Origin of the sequence: Campylobacter sp. 10_1_50 (assembly GCF_000238755.1) — a bacterium.
Lineage (GTDB): Bacteria > Campylobacterota > Campylobacteria > Campylobacterales > Campylobacteraceae > Campylobacter_A > Campylobacter_A concisus_R.
The window spans coordinates 532,218-549,908 of record NZ_JH414888.1 but is presented as its reverse complement, the minus strand read 5'-3'; the positions used below and the strand labels follow the sequence as shown (position 1 = coordinate 549,908).

Here is a 17,691-nt window from a genome sequence, read left to right as displayed (position 1 = left end):
AGTTTATTTATCTACCTTAAATCCGCCGCCAAGTGCTCTATAAACTTCGACCGCGCTATCTACTTCATCAAGCTTTGCAGAGACATCTTGAAGCTTTGCTGAGAGTAAATTTCTCTCTGCGTCAAGAAGCTCTAGGTGTCCGATGTAGCCAGCGTTATACTGATCTTTAGCAAGCGAATAAATTTTTTGCTGCGATTGTAGCAAATTTTTTACCTGATCCAAAGAGAGCTTTGCGTTTTGCCTTGAGATGAGAGCGTCTCTAACCTCGCCAAGTGCTGATCTAACAGTCGCTTCGTAAGTGATAGCTGCGATTTGCTCGTTTGTCTCAGCGACACGGACATTATTTTTTGTCTTGCCAAAATCAAAAATTTTCCGTGTTAAATTTGCTCCTAAGCTCCAAACGCTCGCGCTACCCATAAAAATTCTATCAAACTCATCGCTTGCAAAGCCAAAAAGACCTGTAAGAGATATCGTTGGGAAGTATTGAGCGCGTGCCACACCAACAAGGGCATTTGTAGATTTTAGATCTGCTAGCGCCTTTGCCACGTCACTTCTTCTAAGCAAGACATCTGAGCTGATGCCAGCATTTATCTCAGGTGAGCTTGGTAAATTTTGCGCACTAGCAACGGCTCCTTTTAAAATTTCATCATTGCTCTTGCCAGTTAGGATGGCTAGTGAAGTAAGCGCTTGTGACTTTGAGTTTAGCACTGAAGTTAGGCTTGTTTTTGCCCTTTCAACTTCAGCCTTGCTTTGCAGATAGGTCATCTCGTTTATACTACCAAGATCAAGCTGCGTCTTGCGAAGTGCTAGCGTATCTTCGTAGGTCTTTAGTGTCTCTTTTAGTACCGCTTCTTGCATGTTTAGTGACACTAGAGCAAAGTAGCTTTTTGCCACACTTGAGCTAAGGCTTAGTCTGGCGCTATCATAGTCAAATTTGCTCGCATTTAAGCTCTCATTAGCTGCAAGCACGCTATTTCTTACTCTGCCCCAGAGATCTATCTCGTAGCTAAGACCCAAATTTATCTCATAGCTTTTTGTGGTAGTTTGAGGCAAATGTGTGGCAGTCTCGGCACTATTTCTAGTTCTTGTGGCACCAGCATTTAAATTTACCCCCGGTAGCAAATCAGCCTCAGCAACGCCAAGGCTCGCCTTTGCCTTCTCTAAATTTAAATATGCAATGCGTAAATCTGTATTTTTCTCAAGCGCGCTTTCGACTAGAGAATTTAAATTTTCATCGTGAAATTCCTTCCACCAAAGATCTCTTATATCGCTTGTCTCGAAAGTGTATGTTGAGGTGAAATTTGTATCCACGTTTGGCATATCTGGGCGAAACGAGCAACCAGCCAAAAACGCCGCTGTTATAAGTATAAACGCCTTATTTCTCATCTTTTTTTGCTCCCTTTTTCCAGTATTTTTCATTTAAAGTTTCAAGCAAATAGTAAAACATAGGCACGAAAAATATTGCTATCGTAGTAGAAGCGATCATGCCGCCAACTACGCCAGTTCCTAGTGAGTGGCGAGATGCAGCGCCAGCGCCTGTGCTTATAACCATTGGGAAAACACCTAGTGTAAATGCGATAGATGTCATTACGATAGGTCTGAAGCGAAGTTTTGCCGCATTTACAGCTGATTCAAATATGCTCTTTCCGCTCTCGCGCTCTTGCATAGCAAATTCCACGATCAATATGGCGTTTTTGGCCGCCAGACCGATGAGTAGCAAAAGACCAATCTCAAAGTAGATGTCGTTTGTTAGCCCTCTTATCCAAACAGCTAGCAACGAGCCAAATACCGCAAACGGCACGGCAGTGATAACCGCAAGTGGGATGAGCCATCTTTCGTACTGAGCAGCAAGGATCAAGAAGACAAAGACCATACCAAAAATAAAGGCAACCGTGCCTGTTCCTTGAGAATTTACCTCTTGGTATGCTGTTCCTGCCCAGCTTATAGCGTAGTCGTCGCTACTTAGCGTGTCATTTACGACCTCTTGGATCGCTCTTATCGCATCACCTGATGTGTAGCCAGGTTTTGGATCGCCCATGATCTTAGCCGCTGGAAAGAGGTTAAATCTATCAACGATATCAGGTCCGATCGATCTTGTAAGTGTTGCTACTGAATTTAATGGCACCATCTCGCCCTCATTTGAGCGGACGAAAATCTTTCTTAGATCCTCAGGGTTGTTTCTAAAGTTGTCGCTCGCCCTTGCATATACGCGGTAAGATTTACCAGCAAGGTTGAAGTCATTTATGTAGTAAGAGCCAAAAGTAGCCGCTATCGTGCTGAAAATTTCACTCTCACTTACACCAAATAGCCTTGCTTTCTCTTTATCAACAGTTATCTTAAACTGGCGGTAGTTTGTCTCAAGCGTCGTTCTTACGCCAGTTAGCTCAGGTCTTGCGTTTGCTGCCGCGGTCACCTTTCTAGCATCTGCTTCTATCTCGTTGTAGCTTTTGCCACTCTTGTTTTGTAGATACATCTCAAAGCCGCCAGTCATTGATAGACCCATGATAGGTGGCACGTTTACGACGAAGGTCATCGAGTTTTTAGAGCCCCAAAGCATGCCGTTAAACTGACCGACCAAAGCATCTGCGCCGTCTGCTGCACCTTTTCTCTCGCTCCAGTCTTTTAGCTTGATAAAGCTAATGGCTGAGTTTTCTCTAAGTGAGCTAGCGAGCATATCATAGCCCGCAAAGCCCATGGTAAATTCGACATTTGGATTGCTTAAAATGGCGTTACTAATGGATTTTACCTCTTCTTTAGTCTTTAGCATATTTGTTGAAGGTGGAAGTGAGGTGATAACCATCAAAGCGCCTTTGTCTTCTGAAGGCACAAGCCCTTTTGGTACCTTTTGAAACAAGCCATACGTAGCAAATCCCATTATGCCAATGACTATAAAGCTAATAATGACGTGTTTTAAAATTTTTGCAACGCCTGCTGTAAATAGCCTAGTGCTAAAGTCAAAAAAGTCGTTAAATTTCTGAACTATCCAAAATGGCTTGTTCTCTTGCTTTTTAAGCATAACCGCACAAAGCGCTGGCGTAAGAGTAAGAGCGACAAAACCCGAGATACAAACAGCAACGACAAGTGTTAGCGCAAACTGCTTTTGTATAACGCCAACAAAGCCCTCCATAAATGAAACTGGCACGAAAACCGCGCAAAGTACGAGCACGATAGAGATAACCGGAGTTTGCACCTCCTCCATCGCCTTAAATGTCGCGTCTTTTACGCTTATCTCTTTATCTTCATGCAAAATTCTCTCGACGTTTTCTATAACGATGATCGCGTCATCCACGACGATACCGATGGCTAGGATCAGGGCAAAAAGTGTGATCAAATTTATACTAAAGCCCATCACATAAAGCCCGCCAAATGTGCCTATGATAGAAACTGGCACAGCAAGCATCGGTATGATGGTAGCTCTAAAGCTCTTTAAGAAGAAGTACATTACGATAAGAACTAGCACCATCGCTTCTATGAAAGTTTTTATAACTTCGTCTATTGAGACGGTGATAAATTCAGTTGGATTGTAAGCTATCGTGTGCTCTAGGCCAACTGGATAGGTTTTCTTTAGCTCTTCAAGCTTTGCTTTGACCGCTTCAGCAGTTGCTAGTGCGTTTGCATCGTTTTGTAAAAATAGCAAAAGTGGCACTGCTGGCTTGCCATTTAGCATAGCATCTGATGCGTAGCTAGCAGCTCCAAGCTCGACTGTGGCGACATCTTTTAGCTTAACAACTGTGCCATTTTCACTTTTTATCAAAATTTCGCCAAATTGTTTTGGATCTTTAAAACGTCCTTCAGAAACTACAGAATAAACATAAGGATTTTCGCCCTTTGATGGCTGTTCGCCGATCTTGCCAGCGGCGTATTGTGAGTTTTGAATTTTTACTTGAGAGATGACGTCGCTTGGAGTTAGTTTAAACTGAGCGAGCTTGTCTGGCTTTAGCCAAATTCTCATCGAGTACTCTTTGTTGCCAATTAACACCGTATCGCCGATACCATTTACTCTTTTGATCGCATCAGCGATGTTTAAATTTACATAGTTATATAACTCAACTTGGTTCATATTTGGATTTGTAAAGCCAACTACTTGAAGGATCGAGCCACTTCTTTCACGCACCGTTACACCCATGCTTTGCACCTCTTGAGGCAATCTTGAAAGGGCAGCTTGCACGCGGTTATTTACATCGATCGTAGCTTGCTTTGATGATGAGCCGATCTTGAAATAGACGCTTATATTCATAGTACCAGCTGAGCTTGAGGTGCTTTGCATATAAAGCATATTTTCAACGCCATTTATCTGATCTTCAATGGCACTAGCGACTGAGTCAGCGATAGTCTGCGCATCAGCACCGCTATATGTCGCACTCACAGAGACAGTAGGCGGAGTAAGACTTGGATACTCCTCTATAGGAAGCCCCTTGATACCCATAAAACCTGCTATAACTATGATGATAGATATAACAGTTGCAAATATCGGGCGGTTTATGAAAAATCTTGAAAACATCTATCTGCCTTTACTTGCTACTTGTAGCGTTTGCATCTTTGCCGTTTATAAATTCTGCACTTAGGTCTTTGTCAGTTTCAACTGGTGCGCCAACTCCGATTTTAAGGAAGTTACTAACTATTATCTTATCGCCCTCTTCAAGACCCTCAGTCACTACGATCATATCTTTTGTTTGGTAGCTAGTTTTTACATTTTTTTGGCCTACTTTGCCATCTTTTACTACCAAAACATAAGAGTTTGTAGCGCTTTGTTGAAGGGCAACTTGTGGGATGTTAAAGGCATTTTTTTGAACAAATCCACTCATCTTTATATGACCAAATGCACCTGGTAAAATTTTACCCTCGCTATTATCAAAGCTAGCCTTTGCCAAAACGCTGCCAGTTGCGGTATCTACGACGTTATCTATAAAAGTCACTTTGCCAGTGAAATCTTCATTGTTTAAATTTAAGACAGCCTCGCTATTTAGTTGCTGCCAAGCGCCACTATCTAAATTTGCCTTTCTACTTAGATTATCCACGTCTGCGATGTAAAAGTCAGCTTCGATCGGATTTATCTTAGTTAGCCTTACAAGTTTTGTTTGGCTTGCTATGACAAGTGAGCCAACATCGACTTTATTATCGCCCACTACGCCGTCAAATGGAGCCACTATGCTTGTGTAGCCTAGGTCTATTTTTGCACTTTTTAAATTTGCTTTTGCGCTTACTAAATTTGCATTTGCGATATCGTAAGCTGCAACGGCTGCGTCGTAGTCTTTTTGAGAGACTGCATTTTTCTTATAAAGGGCAGAAATTCTTTTAAACTCAGTCTCGGCATTTTTTAAATTTGCATTTGCAACGCCAACAGCTGCGTCAAGTGAGTCGTAGCTAGCTTGATATTTCTCTGGATCTATGAGAAATAGCTTCTCTCCAGCCTTGACCTTATCGCCAGGCTTAAAAAACTGCTTTATGATCGTGCCGCCAACCTTTGGATAGATGATGACATCTTGGTTGCTAGTAACTGTGGCTGTGTAGTCAAAGCTAATAGGCACATCCGTCTTTTTAGCCACAAATATATCAACATGAGATGTTGGCATCTGGCGGCCTGCAGCAGCCTTTTTGTCGCCACTTTCAAGGCAGCCAGAAAGCAAAAAAACGGCAGCTGAAAGCACAAGAAAACTTTTAAATTTCAACATAAAAACCTCTCTTAATTTTAAATTTTAATCCCAAGTTTAGTTTTGTAATTTTCATTACAAAATTTTAAATGCCGTGAATATAACCAAAAATAAATTAAAAGTCAATTCTACTTCTTAATAATGCCATTTAAAAATAGCTCAACACACAAAGCAACGTGCTCCTCACGCTCTTTTTTGCTTAGTTTTGGCTCTTCGTCTAATATGAGGGCATTGTAGTAATGTGACCCCTTTACATTTTCTATAAAGCATTTTGCGGCAAATTTGGCTGGAAATTTTGGATTAAGCTGTGCTTTTATCTCATCTCTTTCAAAGAAATTTATAAGCACAAGATCGATCCTATTTAAAATTTGATCTAAAAATACCCTACCAAGTTTGCCGCCATTTTTAGAGCCCTCGCTCATCATTATCCTACCAAGTGAGATATTTTTCTTGGTGCAGATGATAGAAAAAATAATGGTTGCAAATTTGGTTAAAAACTCCTCCAAGCTGTGAGAAATTTTAAGATCTATCTTCTCATCGATCTCTTTTATAAGAGCGTCTATCTCTTGCTCGATGATCGCTTGAAAAAGCCCCTCTTTGCTCTCAAAAAAATGTGTAAATGCTTGCAAGCGAGCCGCCACTTATCGCCACGATATAGCTAAGGCTCGTCTTTTCGTAGCCATTTTTTAAAAATAGATCAAGCGCTGTTTTTACGATGAGCTCGTATCGTTTTTTGCCTTTTTCTGAGATCGCCATTTCACTTCCCGCTAAATTTTCGCCATTTTATCATCTTTTAGGATAGATAAAGGTGCTCTGCCTTTGCACGCTGATAGTTGGCTCGTCAGTGGCGTAAGCTTTTATATTTATATGTTTTAAAAGATCTTTTTCGCTCGTGTTTTCATTTTTTGATCTTAGCGTGACGATGACCTTTTGTTTTGCGCCAGCTTTTAGCGTAAAAGGCCTATTTGGACGAGAAATTTCTATGCTTTTATCATCTATCTCAAAGAAAAATTTTTGATCCTTGCTTTGGGTATTTTGCACTAAAAATACATAAGAATTTTCAACCTCACCTTGCTCTAAAACCTTGTAAAGCTCGCTTGTCCTATTTATATTTAAAAGCATGCTCTCTTTTTTGCCACTCATCAGCGCTGCAGCTACTAAAACTACGCACAAAATGACAAGATAAGCAACCGTTCTAAATCTAAAAATTTTCACCTTTTTATTTTCATTTTGAGAATTTATGCTTCTCCACTCGATGAGTGAGCTTTCGTTAAAATGCCCCATCACTTTAGCGCACGCGTCACTGCACTCAAGGCAGTTTATACATTCAAGCTGCATGCCCTTTCTTATATCTATGTGTGTCGGACATATCCTCACGCAGGCCTCACACCCAGTGCAAAGTGCGCCTTCTTCTTTTGGCTTTTTAAATTTCTCCCGGCCATCATATATGACGCCGCCTCGTTTTTGATTATAAATAACTTGGATCGTGTCGCTATCAAACATAACTGACTGCACCCTCGCATACGGACAGACATAGACGCAGAAATTTTCTTTTAAAATGACCACGTCATAGACTAGCCAAGCAGCGATGCTAAGCCAAAATGCAAGTAAAATTTTATGTTCGCTTGGCTCGCTTATATAGGCTAAAAACTCAAATGGAGGCACAAAAAACCACATGAAATTCGCAGCTATGATAAGGGCTAAAACGCACCAAATTCCAACAGCTAATGCACGCTTAAAAATTTGACCTTGTGGCTCATTTTGTTTGTTTTGGATATTTTTCCTGATCTTTAAAATTTTAGTTTGCAAAAGGTCACGAAAGAGCGTTCTAAAAATGGTCTGCGGACAGCTCCAACCGCACCAGACGCGCCCTGCAAGCGTCGTTAAGAAAAATATGCTTAAAAACAAAGTGATAAACAAAAACGGCAGCAAATATAGCTCTTGCATATCAAATTTAGTAAAAAATAGATCAACTCTGCTCTTATCAAAGCTCAGCAAAAATAGCTGCGCGTCATTTATCCTGATAAATGGCAAAATAAATACAAATAACGTGATACAGGCGAAAAAAATGTAACGCCTCTTGGCGTAGGTAAGATGAAGATCTTTTGACATGGTGAGCCTTTTTTTGAAATTTTAAGATTATAAATTTTGGGCTATTAAAAAAGTATTAAATATTTTAAATTTGCCTAAAAGCTTAAATTTATGAAAATTAAACTATACTCACGGCTTATTTTAATCTGAAAGGTGGTGAGGACGTTGCCTGGTATTAAGGTACATCCTAACGAGTCATTTGACGAGGGTTACAGAAAGTTTAAAAAACAAACTGACCGTAACTTAGTAGTAACTGAAGCAAGAGCTAGACGCTTCTTTGAGCCTAAAACTGAGATCCGCAAGAAACAAAAAATTGCAGCTCGCAAGAAAATGCTTAAACGTCTTTATATGCTTAGACGCTACGAGTCAAGACTCTAAAACCAAGACAAAGAGGGCTTTGCTCTCTTTGTTTAACTCTTCTTTTAGCCTTATTTTTTTATAATCAAAGCAATTTTTTTATTTTATTTTAAACGGAAATCCGATGCAAAAGCTAGCTGTAAATGAAGCTGCAGAAATTTTAGGCATAACAAAAGAAGCAGTCTATAATAGAATTCGCCGAGGCTCGTTAAAAATGGTCATTGAAAATGGCACTAAATTTGTCATCCTTGACGAGGAGCCAAGTAGCGAAAAACCCACAAAAACCGCCCCAAAAAGCACAAAAACCAAATCCCAAAACGACGAGTTTGTAAGCTATTTGCTAAATGAGCTAAATGAGCTAAAGAGCTTAAATTTAAACTTACAAGCCGATAAAGATAGGCTTTTTAAAGAAAAAGAGCAGATGCTTATCGAGCGCAAAAATGAAATTTTGCAAATTTATAAGGATAGAGATGAGAAGCTCATGCAGTTTCTAAACGCTATGCAAAGGCCGCTTTTAGCACCTAAAAACGAAAGTGCCGCAAGCGAAGTGGCGATAGATGCGCAGATAGAGGACGAGTCAAAATGGATAAATTTAAGCGAATATCTAAAGGAGTTAAATTTAAAGCCAAAAGCGACAAAAAAGATCAGTGAAAAGATAATAAAAGCGATACATCACTCCAAATTTATAAAATTTAAACGCGGCGTGATACTTGTTAGAAGACATAAAAATTTAAAAGAGTTGATAGGAGAGATATGAAACACATTAAAAAGATAGCTACTTATGCTGCGGTTGGGGGATTTGGTGCCATTATCATGGCTGGACTTGCAGGTTGTGGGAGCGACGATGGCGGCAATGAAAACGCACTAAACGAAGTTGCGCAAAAAAACGGTGCCTTTGTCATCATTGAAGAGAGCGCACCTGGCGTTTATAAAATTTTAGAAGAGTACCCAAGCACCGAAACTAGGGTCGTGCTAAAAGATATGAACGGCACTGAGCGCGTGCTTAGCAAAGATGAGATCGATAAACTTCTAGCTCAAGCAAACGCAAAGATCGACAACAACACTTCAAATTTGACAAGAACGAGCGACGCACAGCTAAGTAGCGGCGGGCTAAGCCTTGGCGAGACGATCCTTGCCTCAGCAGCTGGCGCGATACTTGGTAGCTGGATAGGCAGTAAGCTCTTTGGCAACCAAAATTTCCAAGCAAATCGCCAAAGCACATATAAAAATCCAAGTGCCTACACAAGAAGTGTCGATAGCTTTAACAAGCAAAAAGCGGCAAATTCTGCTGCAAGAAGTAGTGGCGGTAAGAGCGGATTTTTCGGTGGTGGCTCAAAGTCAGGCTCTAGCTCATCAAGCTTTGGAGGCTGAAATGATAAATTTAAGAAAAATCACCCCGTTAAATAACGAATTTATGGAGAAGATCGGCTTTGCATGGCATACAGATAACGACAACAGCTCGTATATCGCAGATGAGATCGTGCAAGTAAGCGAAAAAGAGGCAAATGCCTACTACGAGGCGGCAAACGAGCTATATGATATGTATGTAAATGCCGCTCAACACGTGATTGACAACAACCTTTTTCACGAGATAGGCATACCATTTAACCTTGTTGATATCATAAAAAATAGCTGGGAAAATGACGTTCATTGGCACCTTTACGGCAGGTTTGACCTAGCTGGAGGGCTTGATGGCAAGCCTATAAAGCTCATTGAGTTTAACGCCGACACGCCAACGGCAGTTTTTGAGACGGCGATCATCCAGTGGGCGATGCTAAAGCTAAATCACATGGATGAAGCAGCCCAGTTTAACGACCTTTACGAGTCGCTAAAGCAAAATTTCAAACGCCTTATCACGCTTGGCGATGAAGATGCGGACTTTGACGATCTTTACGAGGGCTGGGGGATACTCTTTAGCAGCATCGCAGGCAGTATCGAGGACGAGCAGACCGTAAAACTATTGCAATACATCGCAAAAGAGGCTGGCTTTGAAACAGACTTTGCCTACGTTGATGAGGTCGTTTTTGACGATAATGAGGGCATTTTTAAAAATGATGAAAATTTCGAGTATTGGTTCAAGCTTGTTCCTTGGGAGAGCATAGCGATCGATGAGGGCGAGCTGGCTCTAATACTCTCAAACATCGTCAAAAATCAAAAAGCTATCATCATAAATCCAGCCTACACGCTGCTTTTCCAAAGCAAAGGAATTTTAAAAATCCTTTGGGATCTATATCCTAATCACCCGCTCTTGCTTGAGACCTCAAATGAGCCACTAAAAGGCAAAAAATATGTGAAAAAGCCGGTATTTGGTAGAGAAGGTGCAAACGTCTCTATATACGATGAAAACGGCGCACAAATAGCAAGCAGTGATGGCGAATACGACTCAAACAAAGCCATCTATCAAGAATTTTACGAGTTTAACCAAGATGAGAGGGGCGAGAGCTACCAAGCAGGCGTATTTTACGCTTATGAGGCGTGTGCGCTTGGATATAGAAAGGGCGGCAAAATTTTAGATAACTACTCTAAATTTGTAGGACATTTCATTAAGGATTAAAGATGAAGATCGTTTGTTTGGACGCGGCAACGCTTGGAGAAAACGTTGATCTTAGTGTTTTTAAGAAATTTGGCGAGTTTATCAGCTACCAAAAAACCAAAAGCGATGAGATCACACCTCGTCTAAAGGGCGTTGATATCGTCATCACAAACAAGGTTGTCATCGACAAAGCCGTGATGGATGCGCTAAATTTAAAGCTTATCTGCATAAGCGCAACTGGGATGAATAATGTCGATCTAGAGCATGCAAAAGCTAAAAACATAGTCGTTAAAAACGTCGCTGGCTACTCAACCGCAAGCGTCGTGCAGCACACATTTGCCTTGCTTTTTGAGCTAACAAATCGCATCAAATTTTATGATCGCTACGTAAAAAGTGGCGAGTGGGTGAAGAGCGAAATTTTCACCTATCTTGGCGCAGATATCAGCGAGATCGCTGGCAAAGAGTTTGGCATCATCGGACTTGGCGAGATAGGACGCGGCGTGGCGGCGGCAGCACGTGCATTTGGCGCAAACGTGAGCTACTACTCGACAAGCGGAGCAAATAAAAATAGCGAGTTTAAGCAAAAAAGCTTAGACGAGCTACTAAGAAGCAGCGACATCATCAGCATCCACGCACCGCTAAATGAAAAGACTAGAAATTTGCTAGGTATAAACGAAATAAATTTGCTAAAAGATGATGCGATAGTGCTAAATTTAGGACGTGGCGGCATAGTGGATGAAGCAGCGATGGCAAGGGCGATAGATGAGAGAAATTTACGCTTTGGCACCGATGTTTTAGAAAGTGAGCCAATGAGCAAAAATAGCCCATTTTTAAATGTAAAAAACAAAGAAAATCTACTAATCACCCCACACGTAGCATGGGGCAGCTTGGAGGCTAGAAAACGGCTGATCACACTCATAGTTAAAAATATAGAAGAATTTATAAAAGGATAGAAAATGGCAAGCGAACATAGCTTTGATATAAGCGCTGAAGTCGATATGATGGAGGTTAAAAACGCTCTTGAGACGGCGAAAAAAGAGATCGCAGCGAGGTATGACTTTAAGGGGCTTGCGGCCGAACTTGAGCTAAATGAAAAAGAGAAATTTATCACGCTTCTTAGCTCAAGTGACAACAAGATCGACGCGCTAAAAGACATCGTGATTTCAAAGCTCATCAAGCGCAACATCCCACCAGTAGCGATCACAGAGACAAAAAGAGAGCCAGCAAGCGGGGGAAATTTAAAGGCGACACTAAAGCTAAATGACACGCTTGATAGTGAAAACTCAAAAAAGATCACTAAAGCGATCAAAGACTCAAAGATCAAGGTAAGCGCGCAGATCAGGGGCGAAGAGATCAGAGTGACAAGCAAAAGCATAGACGATCTGCAGGAGTGCATAAAGCTGGTTAGGGGGTTAAATTTAGAGCTTCCGATAAGCTTTAAAAACCTAAAATAACGTATTTTTCGCTTTATTATGCGTCGTTGATTCAAATTTTTGCTCGGTCATTACCAGCTCGGTAACTCCCGTCACAAAAATTCAAATCGCCTCGCCTAATTTTGCGAAATAATTGTGCGAATTTTGTATTTAAAATTTCGCAGGATTTTTGTATCTAAAATTTGACGTATTCTCGGGTGAATCGCCTTATTGTTTTATTTAAATTTGATATATCTAAATTCTAAAAAGGGGTAAAAATGGGCTTTTTTGAGAAAATCCTTGGCAAACAAATAGACCTTGGCGAGCAGATGCCGGTCTATTTTGTAAGTAGCGACGAAGACTACATGCAGCGCGCATTTGAGCAAGCTCGTGAGAGCTTTAAATATTTTTGGCGTGAGCTTTACTGGGAGCGCCGCAGGATCGTGCCAGGACTTGACTATGCGATGGTAAAAATTTGCTTTTTAGACGTCATAAATGGCGAAGAGGTGGGCGAGCACATGTGGGTAAATGACGTTGAATTTGACGGAGAGACGATATATGGCACGCTCGTAAATGAGCCAGATAGCGTGCAAAACGTGAAAGTTGGCGATCAGATAAGCGCAAAATTTACCGATATGAGCGACTGGCTCTTTGCGATAGATGGACGTGCTTATGGTGGCTTTAGCGTGCAGGCGATGCGCTCACGCATGCAAAAAGATGAGCTAGCCGAGCATGACGCGGCTTGGGGGCTTGACTTTGGCGATTTTAAAGACATTTTGGTAGTTTTCGAGCAAAAAGAGCACCCAGAAAATTTGATAGAGCATCCGATGAGCAAAAATATGCGTGGCCAGGTGGAGCAGTATATAAAAACTCATCCAAGCATGGTCTCAGACACCGACGAACTTGGCTTTACGCAGCTTCACCACGAGGCACTTGCTGGAAATTTAACGATCGTAAATCTCTTGCTAGAAAATGGCGCTAGCAAAAACGCCCGCACAAAAAGTGGCAAAACCGCAGCTGAACTTGCTAAGCAAATAGGCTGGAGCGAAATCGCAAAGGTGCTTAAATAGCATTTTGTGTAAATTTTTAGGATTTAAATTTGAGTTATCAAGACATTTTAGATGAAAAAATGAGAGCGTAAAAGAGGCTAGTAAATTTATAAATTTTATTAAGGCTAGGTTTTTAAACTCTCATATCATAAGCAGCAAACAAGGTAGGCTAATAGCGCTTTTAGAAAGCGAATGCGAGCTTTATTTAAAGCCAAATAGGACAAATTACGCTGAAATTTCAAAGAAGCTTAGCGAGCTAAAAGAGCGAATTTGCTTTGTGATCTTAGACATAAAAGATGAGATCACAAAGGATTTTGAGACAAAAACTATGAAATTTATAAAGGCGCAGCAAATAGCGACGAGGAGCGCCTTGAAAAGATAAAAAATGAGCTGCTTTTTAATTCGTATTTTGAGAGCCGTCTTGGCGAGCACTCGGCAAATTTAAAGGCAAATTTCATAAAAGAGTGCGCTACAAATTTCTTTAAACATTCAAATTTTATCGTCCCAGTCGTCAGCATGCTTTGCTACTTTTTGTATTTTGGCTTTGAGATCGGCTATTTTCCGAGTTTAGATAGCTCAGAGATGATATTTACAGGTATCTTGCTATTTTGCGCGACCGCGATCGTGACGGCTTTTGAGATCGCTATCTTGGTCTTTGTCTCCTACCTTTACCAAAATGACGATAAAAAATATAAATTTAAAAAGCCAAAATTTCTATTTTTTTATAGCTCAAATTTCATCTATTTTTTAACGCTCATCTCATTTGCCATTTTAGCCTTTGCAGCCTTCAAGCTAAACTACGGCCGGGGTGCCATTTTATCGCTACTTTTGCTCTCTTATGCTGGGGTAAATTTGGCAGTTTTCTTTAAAGATAGATCAAATTTCATCATCTATCTTTTATCGCTTATCATGCTTTTGCTCTTTATCATTTCGGTTGTTGTCTTAAAAGATGGCGGATTTTTGACACTTTGGATACTCTTTTGCTCGTTTATGCTTTCTTTTGTGCTAGGCGTTGCGAGCATCAAAGAGACAAAGGATTTTTCATTTGTTTTTTACGCTGCTCTTTCACTTATGATCGTTTCAAACTCACTTTTGTTTATTAAATACACAGCAAAAACCTTTAACATAGGCGATGTGGATTATAAATTTTTACTTGTGGATAAAAGTGCGTTAAAGGCGCTACCTAGCTCACTTTGCGAGGCAAAAGACAAAGAGCAAACGCCTTGCGAGATAGATGAAAAGGCGGTTAAAATTTATGATGTGAAGTCGCTTTGCAATATCGGTAAATTTTACTACTTGCAGACAAAAGACGGAGTGAAATTTGAGCTTGACTCAAGCAAGGTCATCTCAAGAGTAAAAGAGTAAGTAGGCTAAGCTTAAATTTATAGAGCAAAAGCGAGCTAGATATGTAAAAATCGCAGGTTTATAAAAATAGAAAATTTAAAAAATGATTGCATTTTTTACTCAAAATTTACGTTAATGCAAGGCTAAATTTATTAAAATTTGGCTATCCTAATGGACTAAATTAAAATTAACTTATTTAAGGCGATTAATTATGATTTTTAAAAATATTGTTGAGAGTTTTGCTGTAAATTACGCTCATAATTCTATACAAAAATCGCTATATAACGAATTTAACATAGACATTTTAAACACGACTTACACTAAAACTCCAAAAAAAGACAAAAAGTATATGCTCTACGCTCACGTGCCGTTTTGTCACACATTTTGCCCGTATTGCTCGTTTCACAAGTACCACTACGAACAGGAGCTTGCAAAAATTTACTTTGAAAATTTACGCGAGGAGATGAGGCAGATAAAAGAGGCTGGCTTTGACTTTAGCTCGCTTTATGTGGGTGGTGGCACGACGCTTATAAACGAGCCAGAGCTTGAAAAGACGCTAAAACTCGCAAAAGATCTCTTTAGTATAGAGGACGTTTCAGCAGAGAGCGACCCAAATCACATCTCACCAGAGAGCCTAAGCCGTTTTGATGGGCTCATCAACCGCTTAAGCGTTGGCGTGCAAAGCTTTGATGATGAGACTTTAAAAAGAGTTGGCAGATACGAGAAATTTGGCTCAGCTGAGGAGACAAAAAGAAAACTTGAGCAGGCTATCGGCAAGATACCAGTTATCAGCCTAGATCTCATCTTTAACCTACCAAATCAAACAAAAGAGCAGCTAATAAACGACATAAACACTGCAAAATCGATCTCTCCACAGCAAATCACCTTCTATCCGCTCATGAAATCAGAGCTAACAAGAGAGAACATCGCTCGAGCACTTGGCGTCTCAAACGTTGATAATGAGCGCGAATTTTACGAGATCATCGTGAGTGAATTTGCTAAGGGCGGATATAGACAAAGCAACGCTTGGGCATTTTCAAATGAAAAAAGCGCAGACCTTCGCGACGAATATGTAGGCTCAAATTTAGAGTACGTGGGCGTTGGAAGTGGCGCGTTTAGCTTCTTAAACGGCGAGCTTGTGATAAATGCCTTTAACCTACTTGACTACGGCAGAAAGGTCAAAGATAGACAAAGCCCAGTCATCGCAAAATGCGCATTTAGCAAAAAAGAGAGACTAAAATATACATTTTTAACAAGGCTTTTTGACGGCGCCGTCGATATCAAAACCTACAACGAGCAAAACAACGCAAACATCAACAAAGACCTATTTGTCGAGCTTAGCTTGCTAAAGCTAGTAAATGCGATCTACGAAGAAAATGGCGTTATCAAGCCAACGTTTTTTGGCAAATACATCTGCGTCGTGCTCATGCGTGACTTCTACGCTGGCATGGACAAGGTACGCGCGATATTTAAGGATGACGCGAAGATCAAACGCAGCAAGGTACTTCACATCATGAGTGAAAATACCGAGCAAAAATTTGATCAAAATATCATCCAGCCACGTGCTGCCATGTAATGCTTGCGAATTTAATAAAAAGCAATCTTTTTTCAATAATCAAAATAGTGATCCTGACGCTTGCCTTTAGCGGGCTTGGCGTCTGGACGCTCTCTTTTATAAACAACGAACTTGTAAATTTAAAAGAATTTAACGCCTTTGTGGCGGTTAAATTTATAGTTGTTTTGCTCCTCTTTTTTCTAAGCGCCATCGCCGCAAACATCTCGCTCACAAATTTTGGACATAAATTTATCTATGAGCTTAGATATCAAAGCGTAAAGCAAATTTTAGACACGCCAAATAGCGTGATAAACGAGATCGGCAAGGCAAAGATCATAGCAAGTCTAAACAACGACATAAAAACGATCACATTTGCCTTTATGAGCGCTACTGGCTTCATACAAAGCCTAGTTTTCATCATCTGCGCGAGTATCTATCTTTGCGTGATCGCGCCAAAAGTTTTTATATTTCTAGCCGTTTGGATCGGTGCGACGCTTTTTATAAACACGCTTTTGATGAAAAAGATCCACTTTTACTTTAAAGACTCAAGGACGCAAGATGACGCGCTGCAAAGGCACTACGACGACATCGTTGAGGGGCATAGAGAGCTTAGTCTAAACAGAGCAAGAGCGCAAATTTGCTTTGATGAGCTAAATTTTACAGGCGATAAGAAGCGTCAAAGTATGGTAAAGGCTGACGTATTTCACGCGCTAAGTGATAATTTCACAAACGTGATGCTACTTGGCTCAGTCGGACTTTGCGTATTTTTATGCGTGGCATTTGGCTGGGCGAGCCTGCAAACAGCACTAAGTATCAGCCTTACGATACTATTTTTAAGAGGCTCATTTATGAGCATGGTTGGCTCCATACCAGCCGCACTTAGCGCAAAGGTGAGCTTAGAAAAGATCATGAGTTTAAATTTAAATGAATTTAAAGAAGGCTTTAAATTTGACGATAGCTTAAGCGACGAGTGGCAAAGCATCAGGCTAAAGGATCTGAATTTCAACTACGACCACGGCAAATTTAGCCTAAAAGATGTAAATTTAGAGATCAAACGCGGTGAGATAACATTTATCATCGGTAAAAATGGCAGCGGCAAAAGCACGCTTATAAACATTCTTTGCGGACTTATCCGCCCAAGTAGCGGTGAAATTTACCTTGATAGCACAAAGATAGATGAGGCAAATTTACAAAGCTATCAAGCAAAGATAAGCGCTATTTTTGCTGATTTTTATCTATTTTCACAAACGCTCTGTCGTGATGGCTTTGCCAGTCAAAGCGATATAGAGGGGCTCTTGGCCATGCTTGAGATCGATAAAAAGGTAAGTGTCATTGATAATAAGCTTAGTACCACGCAGCTCTCAACCGGGCAGAGAAAGCGTCTAAGCCTGCTAATGGCCATATTAGAGCGCCGCTCTATCCTTATCCTTGATGAGTGGGCGGCCGATCAAGACCCATTATTCAAGCGTAAATTTTATAAAGAAATTTTGCCGTTTTTGCAAAGCAAAGGCATAAGCATCATCGCCGTAAGCCACGATGATAGCTACTTTGACGTGGCAACTAGGATCATTTTAGTAAAAGATGGTTTTGTGCGCGAGCTTGACGAGGCTGAGCGCATAAGTGCTGCAAAAGACGCCGTTGAGAAGATAAAATAAGAGTATTTTTTACACAAAAAGAGAATTGAGTGCGCTACTCTTGA

Annotated in this window: 16 protein-coding genes; 10 read left to right on the top strand and 6 right to left on the bottom strand. The window is 40.6% G+C overall.

The features are described 5' to 3' along the window. Positions 1-3: 3 nt before the first annotated feature. The 6 genes from HMPREF1019_RS07015 to ccoG all read right to left on the bottom strand — a co-directional run bounded on the left by HMPREF1019_RS07015 (position 4) and on the right by ccoG (position 7,763). A complete protein-coding gene (locus HMPREF1019_RS07015) occupies positions 4-1,386 on the bottom strand; it encodes an efflux transporter outer membrane subunit (protein ID WP_009295000.1) in 1,383 nt (460 codons plus the stop codon). Beyond that, positions 1,376-4,501 carry an efflux RND transporter permease subunit gene (locus HMPREF1019_RS07010; protein WP_009294999.1) on the bottom strand — a complete coding sequence of 1,042 codons (3,126 nt, stop codon included), beginning with the start codon at positions 4,499-4,501 and terminating at the stop codon, positions 1,376-1,378. The genes HMPREF1019_RS07015 and HMPREF1019_RS07010 overlap by 11 nt, the downstream gene beginning before the upstream one ends. Before the next feature lie 10 nt (positions 4,502-4,511). After that, the gene (locus tag HMPREF1019_RS07005; protein WP_009294998.1) at positions 4,512-5,672 is read right to left on the bottom strand and encodes an efflux RND transporter periplasmic adaptor subunit; all 1,161 of its coding nucleotides are present in this window, start codon (positions 5,670-5,672) and stop codon (positions 4,512-4,514) included. Between the two features lie 107 nt (positions 5,673-5,779). Then, positions 5,780-6,280, bottom strand: a complete 501-nt coding sequence (locus HMPREF1019_RS07000) for a TetR/AcrR family transcriptional regulator C-terminal domain-containing protein (RefSeq protein WP_009294997.1) — start codon at positions 6,278-6,280, stop codon at positions 5,780-5,782. Beyond that, positions 6,255-6,407 (bottom strand): TetR/AcrR family transcriptional regulator, encoded by a 153-nt coding sequence (locus tag HMPREF1019_RS10395; protein WP_009294996.1) that lies wholly within the window; start codon positions 6,405-6,407, stop codon positions 6,255-6,257. Before HMPREF1019_RS10395 ends, HMPREF1019_RS07000 begins: the two co-directional genes overlap by 26 nt. 30 nt (positions 6,408-6,437) lie before the next feature. Then, positions 6,438-7,763: a cytochrome c oxidase accessory protein CcoG gene (gene ccoG / locus HMPREF1019_RS06995; protein WP_009294995.1), complete on the bottom strand. Its 1,326-nt coding sequence runs from the start codon at positions 7,761-7,763 to the stop codon at positions 6,438-6,440. Positions 7,764-7,907: 144 nt separating this feature from the next. Here ccoG and rpsU point away from each other — a divergent pair, with 144 nt between their 5' ends. The 10 genes from rpsU (at position 7,908) to HMPREF1019_RS06945 (ending at position 17,647) form a co-directional block, all read left to right on the top strand. Continuing rightward, positions 7,908-8,120: a 30S ribosomal protein S21 gene (gene rpsU, locus HMPREF1019_RS06990; RefSeq protein WP_009294994.1), complete on the top strand. Its 213-nt coding sequence runs from the start codon at positions 7,908-7,910 to the stop codon at positions 8,118-8,120. A 103-nt stretch (positions 8,121-8,223) separates the two neighbouring features. After that, positions 8,224-8,856, top strand: coding sequence for a transcriptional regulator (locus HMPREF1019_RS06985; RefSeq protein WP_009294993.1), 633 nt, complete (start codon positions 8,224-8,226; stop codon positions 8,854-8,856). Further along, a complete protein-coding gene (locus HMPREF1019_RS06980; RefSeq protein ID WP_004318051.1) occupies positions 8,853-9,470 on the top strand; it encodes a UPF0323 family lipoprotein in 618 nt (205 codons plus the stop codon). Before HMPREF1019_RS06985 ends, HMPREF1019_RS06980 begins: the two co-directional genes overlap by 4 nt. 1 nt (position 9,471) lies before the next feature. Further along, entirely contained in the window at positions 9,472-10,653 is a 1,182-nt protein-coding gene (locus HMPREF1019_RS06975) for a glutathionylspermidine synthase family protein (RefSeq protein ID WP_009294992.1), read from the top strand. Between the two features lie 2 nt (positions 10,654-10,655). Continuing rightward, the gene (locus tag HMPREF1019_RS06970) at positions 10,656-11,585 is read left to right on the top strand and encodes a D-2-hydroxyacid dehydrogenase (protein WP_009294991.1); all 930 of its coding nucleotides are present in this window, start codon (positions 10,656-10,658) and stop codon (positions 11,583-11,585) included. A 3-nt stretch (positions 11,586-11,588) separates the two neighbouring features. Next, on the top strand, positions 11,589-12,086 hold the full coding sequence (locus HMPREF1019_RS06965) for a YajQ family cyclic di-GMP-binding protein (RefSeq protein WP_009294990.1): 498 nt from the start codon (positions 11,589-11,591) through the stop codon (positions 12,084-12,086). Between the two features lie 236 nt (positions 12,087-12,322). After that, a complete protein-coding gene (locus HMPREF1019_RS06960; protein WP_009294989.1) occupies positions 12,323-13,114 on the top strand; it encodes a DUF2314 domain-containing protein in 792 nt (263 codons plus the stop codon). Positions 13,115-13,609: 495 nt separating this feature from the next. Further along, positions 13,610-14,458, top strand: a complete 849-nt coding sequence (locus HMPREF1019_RS10390; protein WP_009294988.1) for a hypothetical protein — start codon at positions 13,610-13,612, stop codon at positions 14,456-14,458. Positions 14,459-14,648: 190 nt separating this feature from the next. After that, on the top strand, positions 14,649-16,013 hold the full coding sequence (locus tag HMPREF1019_RS06950; RefSeq protein WP_009294987.1) for a coproporphyrinogen III oxidase family protein: 1,365 nt from the start codon (positions 14,649-14,651) through the stop codon (positions 16,011-16,013). After that, on the top strand, positions 16,013-17,647 hold the full coding sequence (locus HMPREF1019_RS06945) for a multidrug ABC transporter permease/ATP-binding protein (protein ID WP_009294986.1): 1,635 nt from the start codon (positions 16,013-16,015) through the stop codon (positions 17,645-17,647). Before HMPREF1019_RS06950 ends, HMPREF1019_RS06945 begins: the two co-directional genes overlap by 1 nt. Positions 17,648-17,691: the final 44 nt, after the last annotated feature.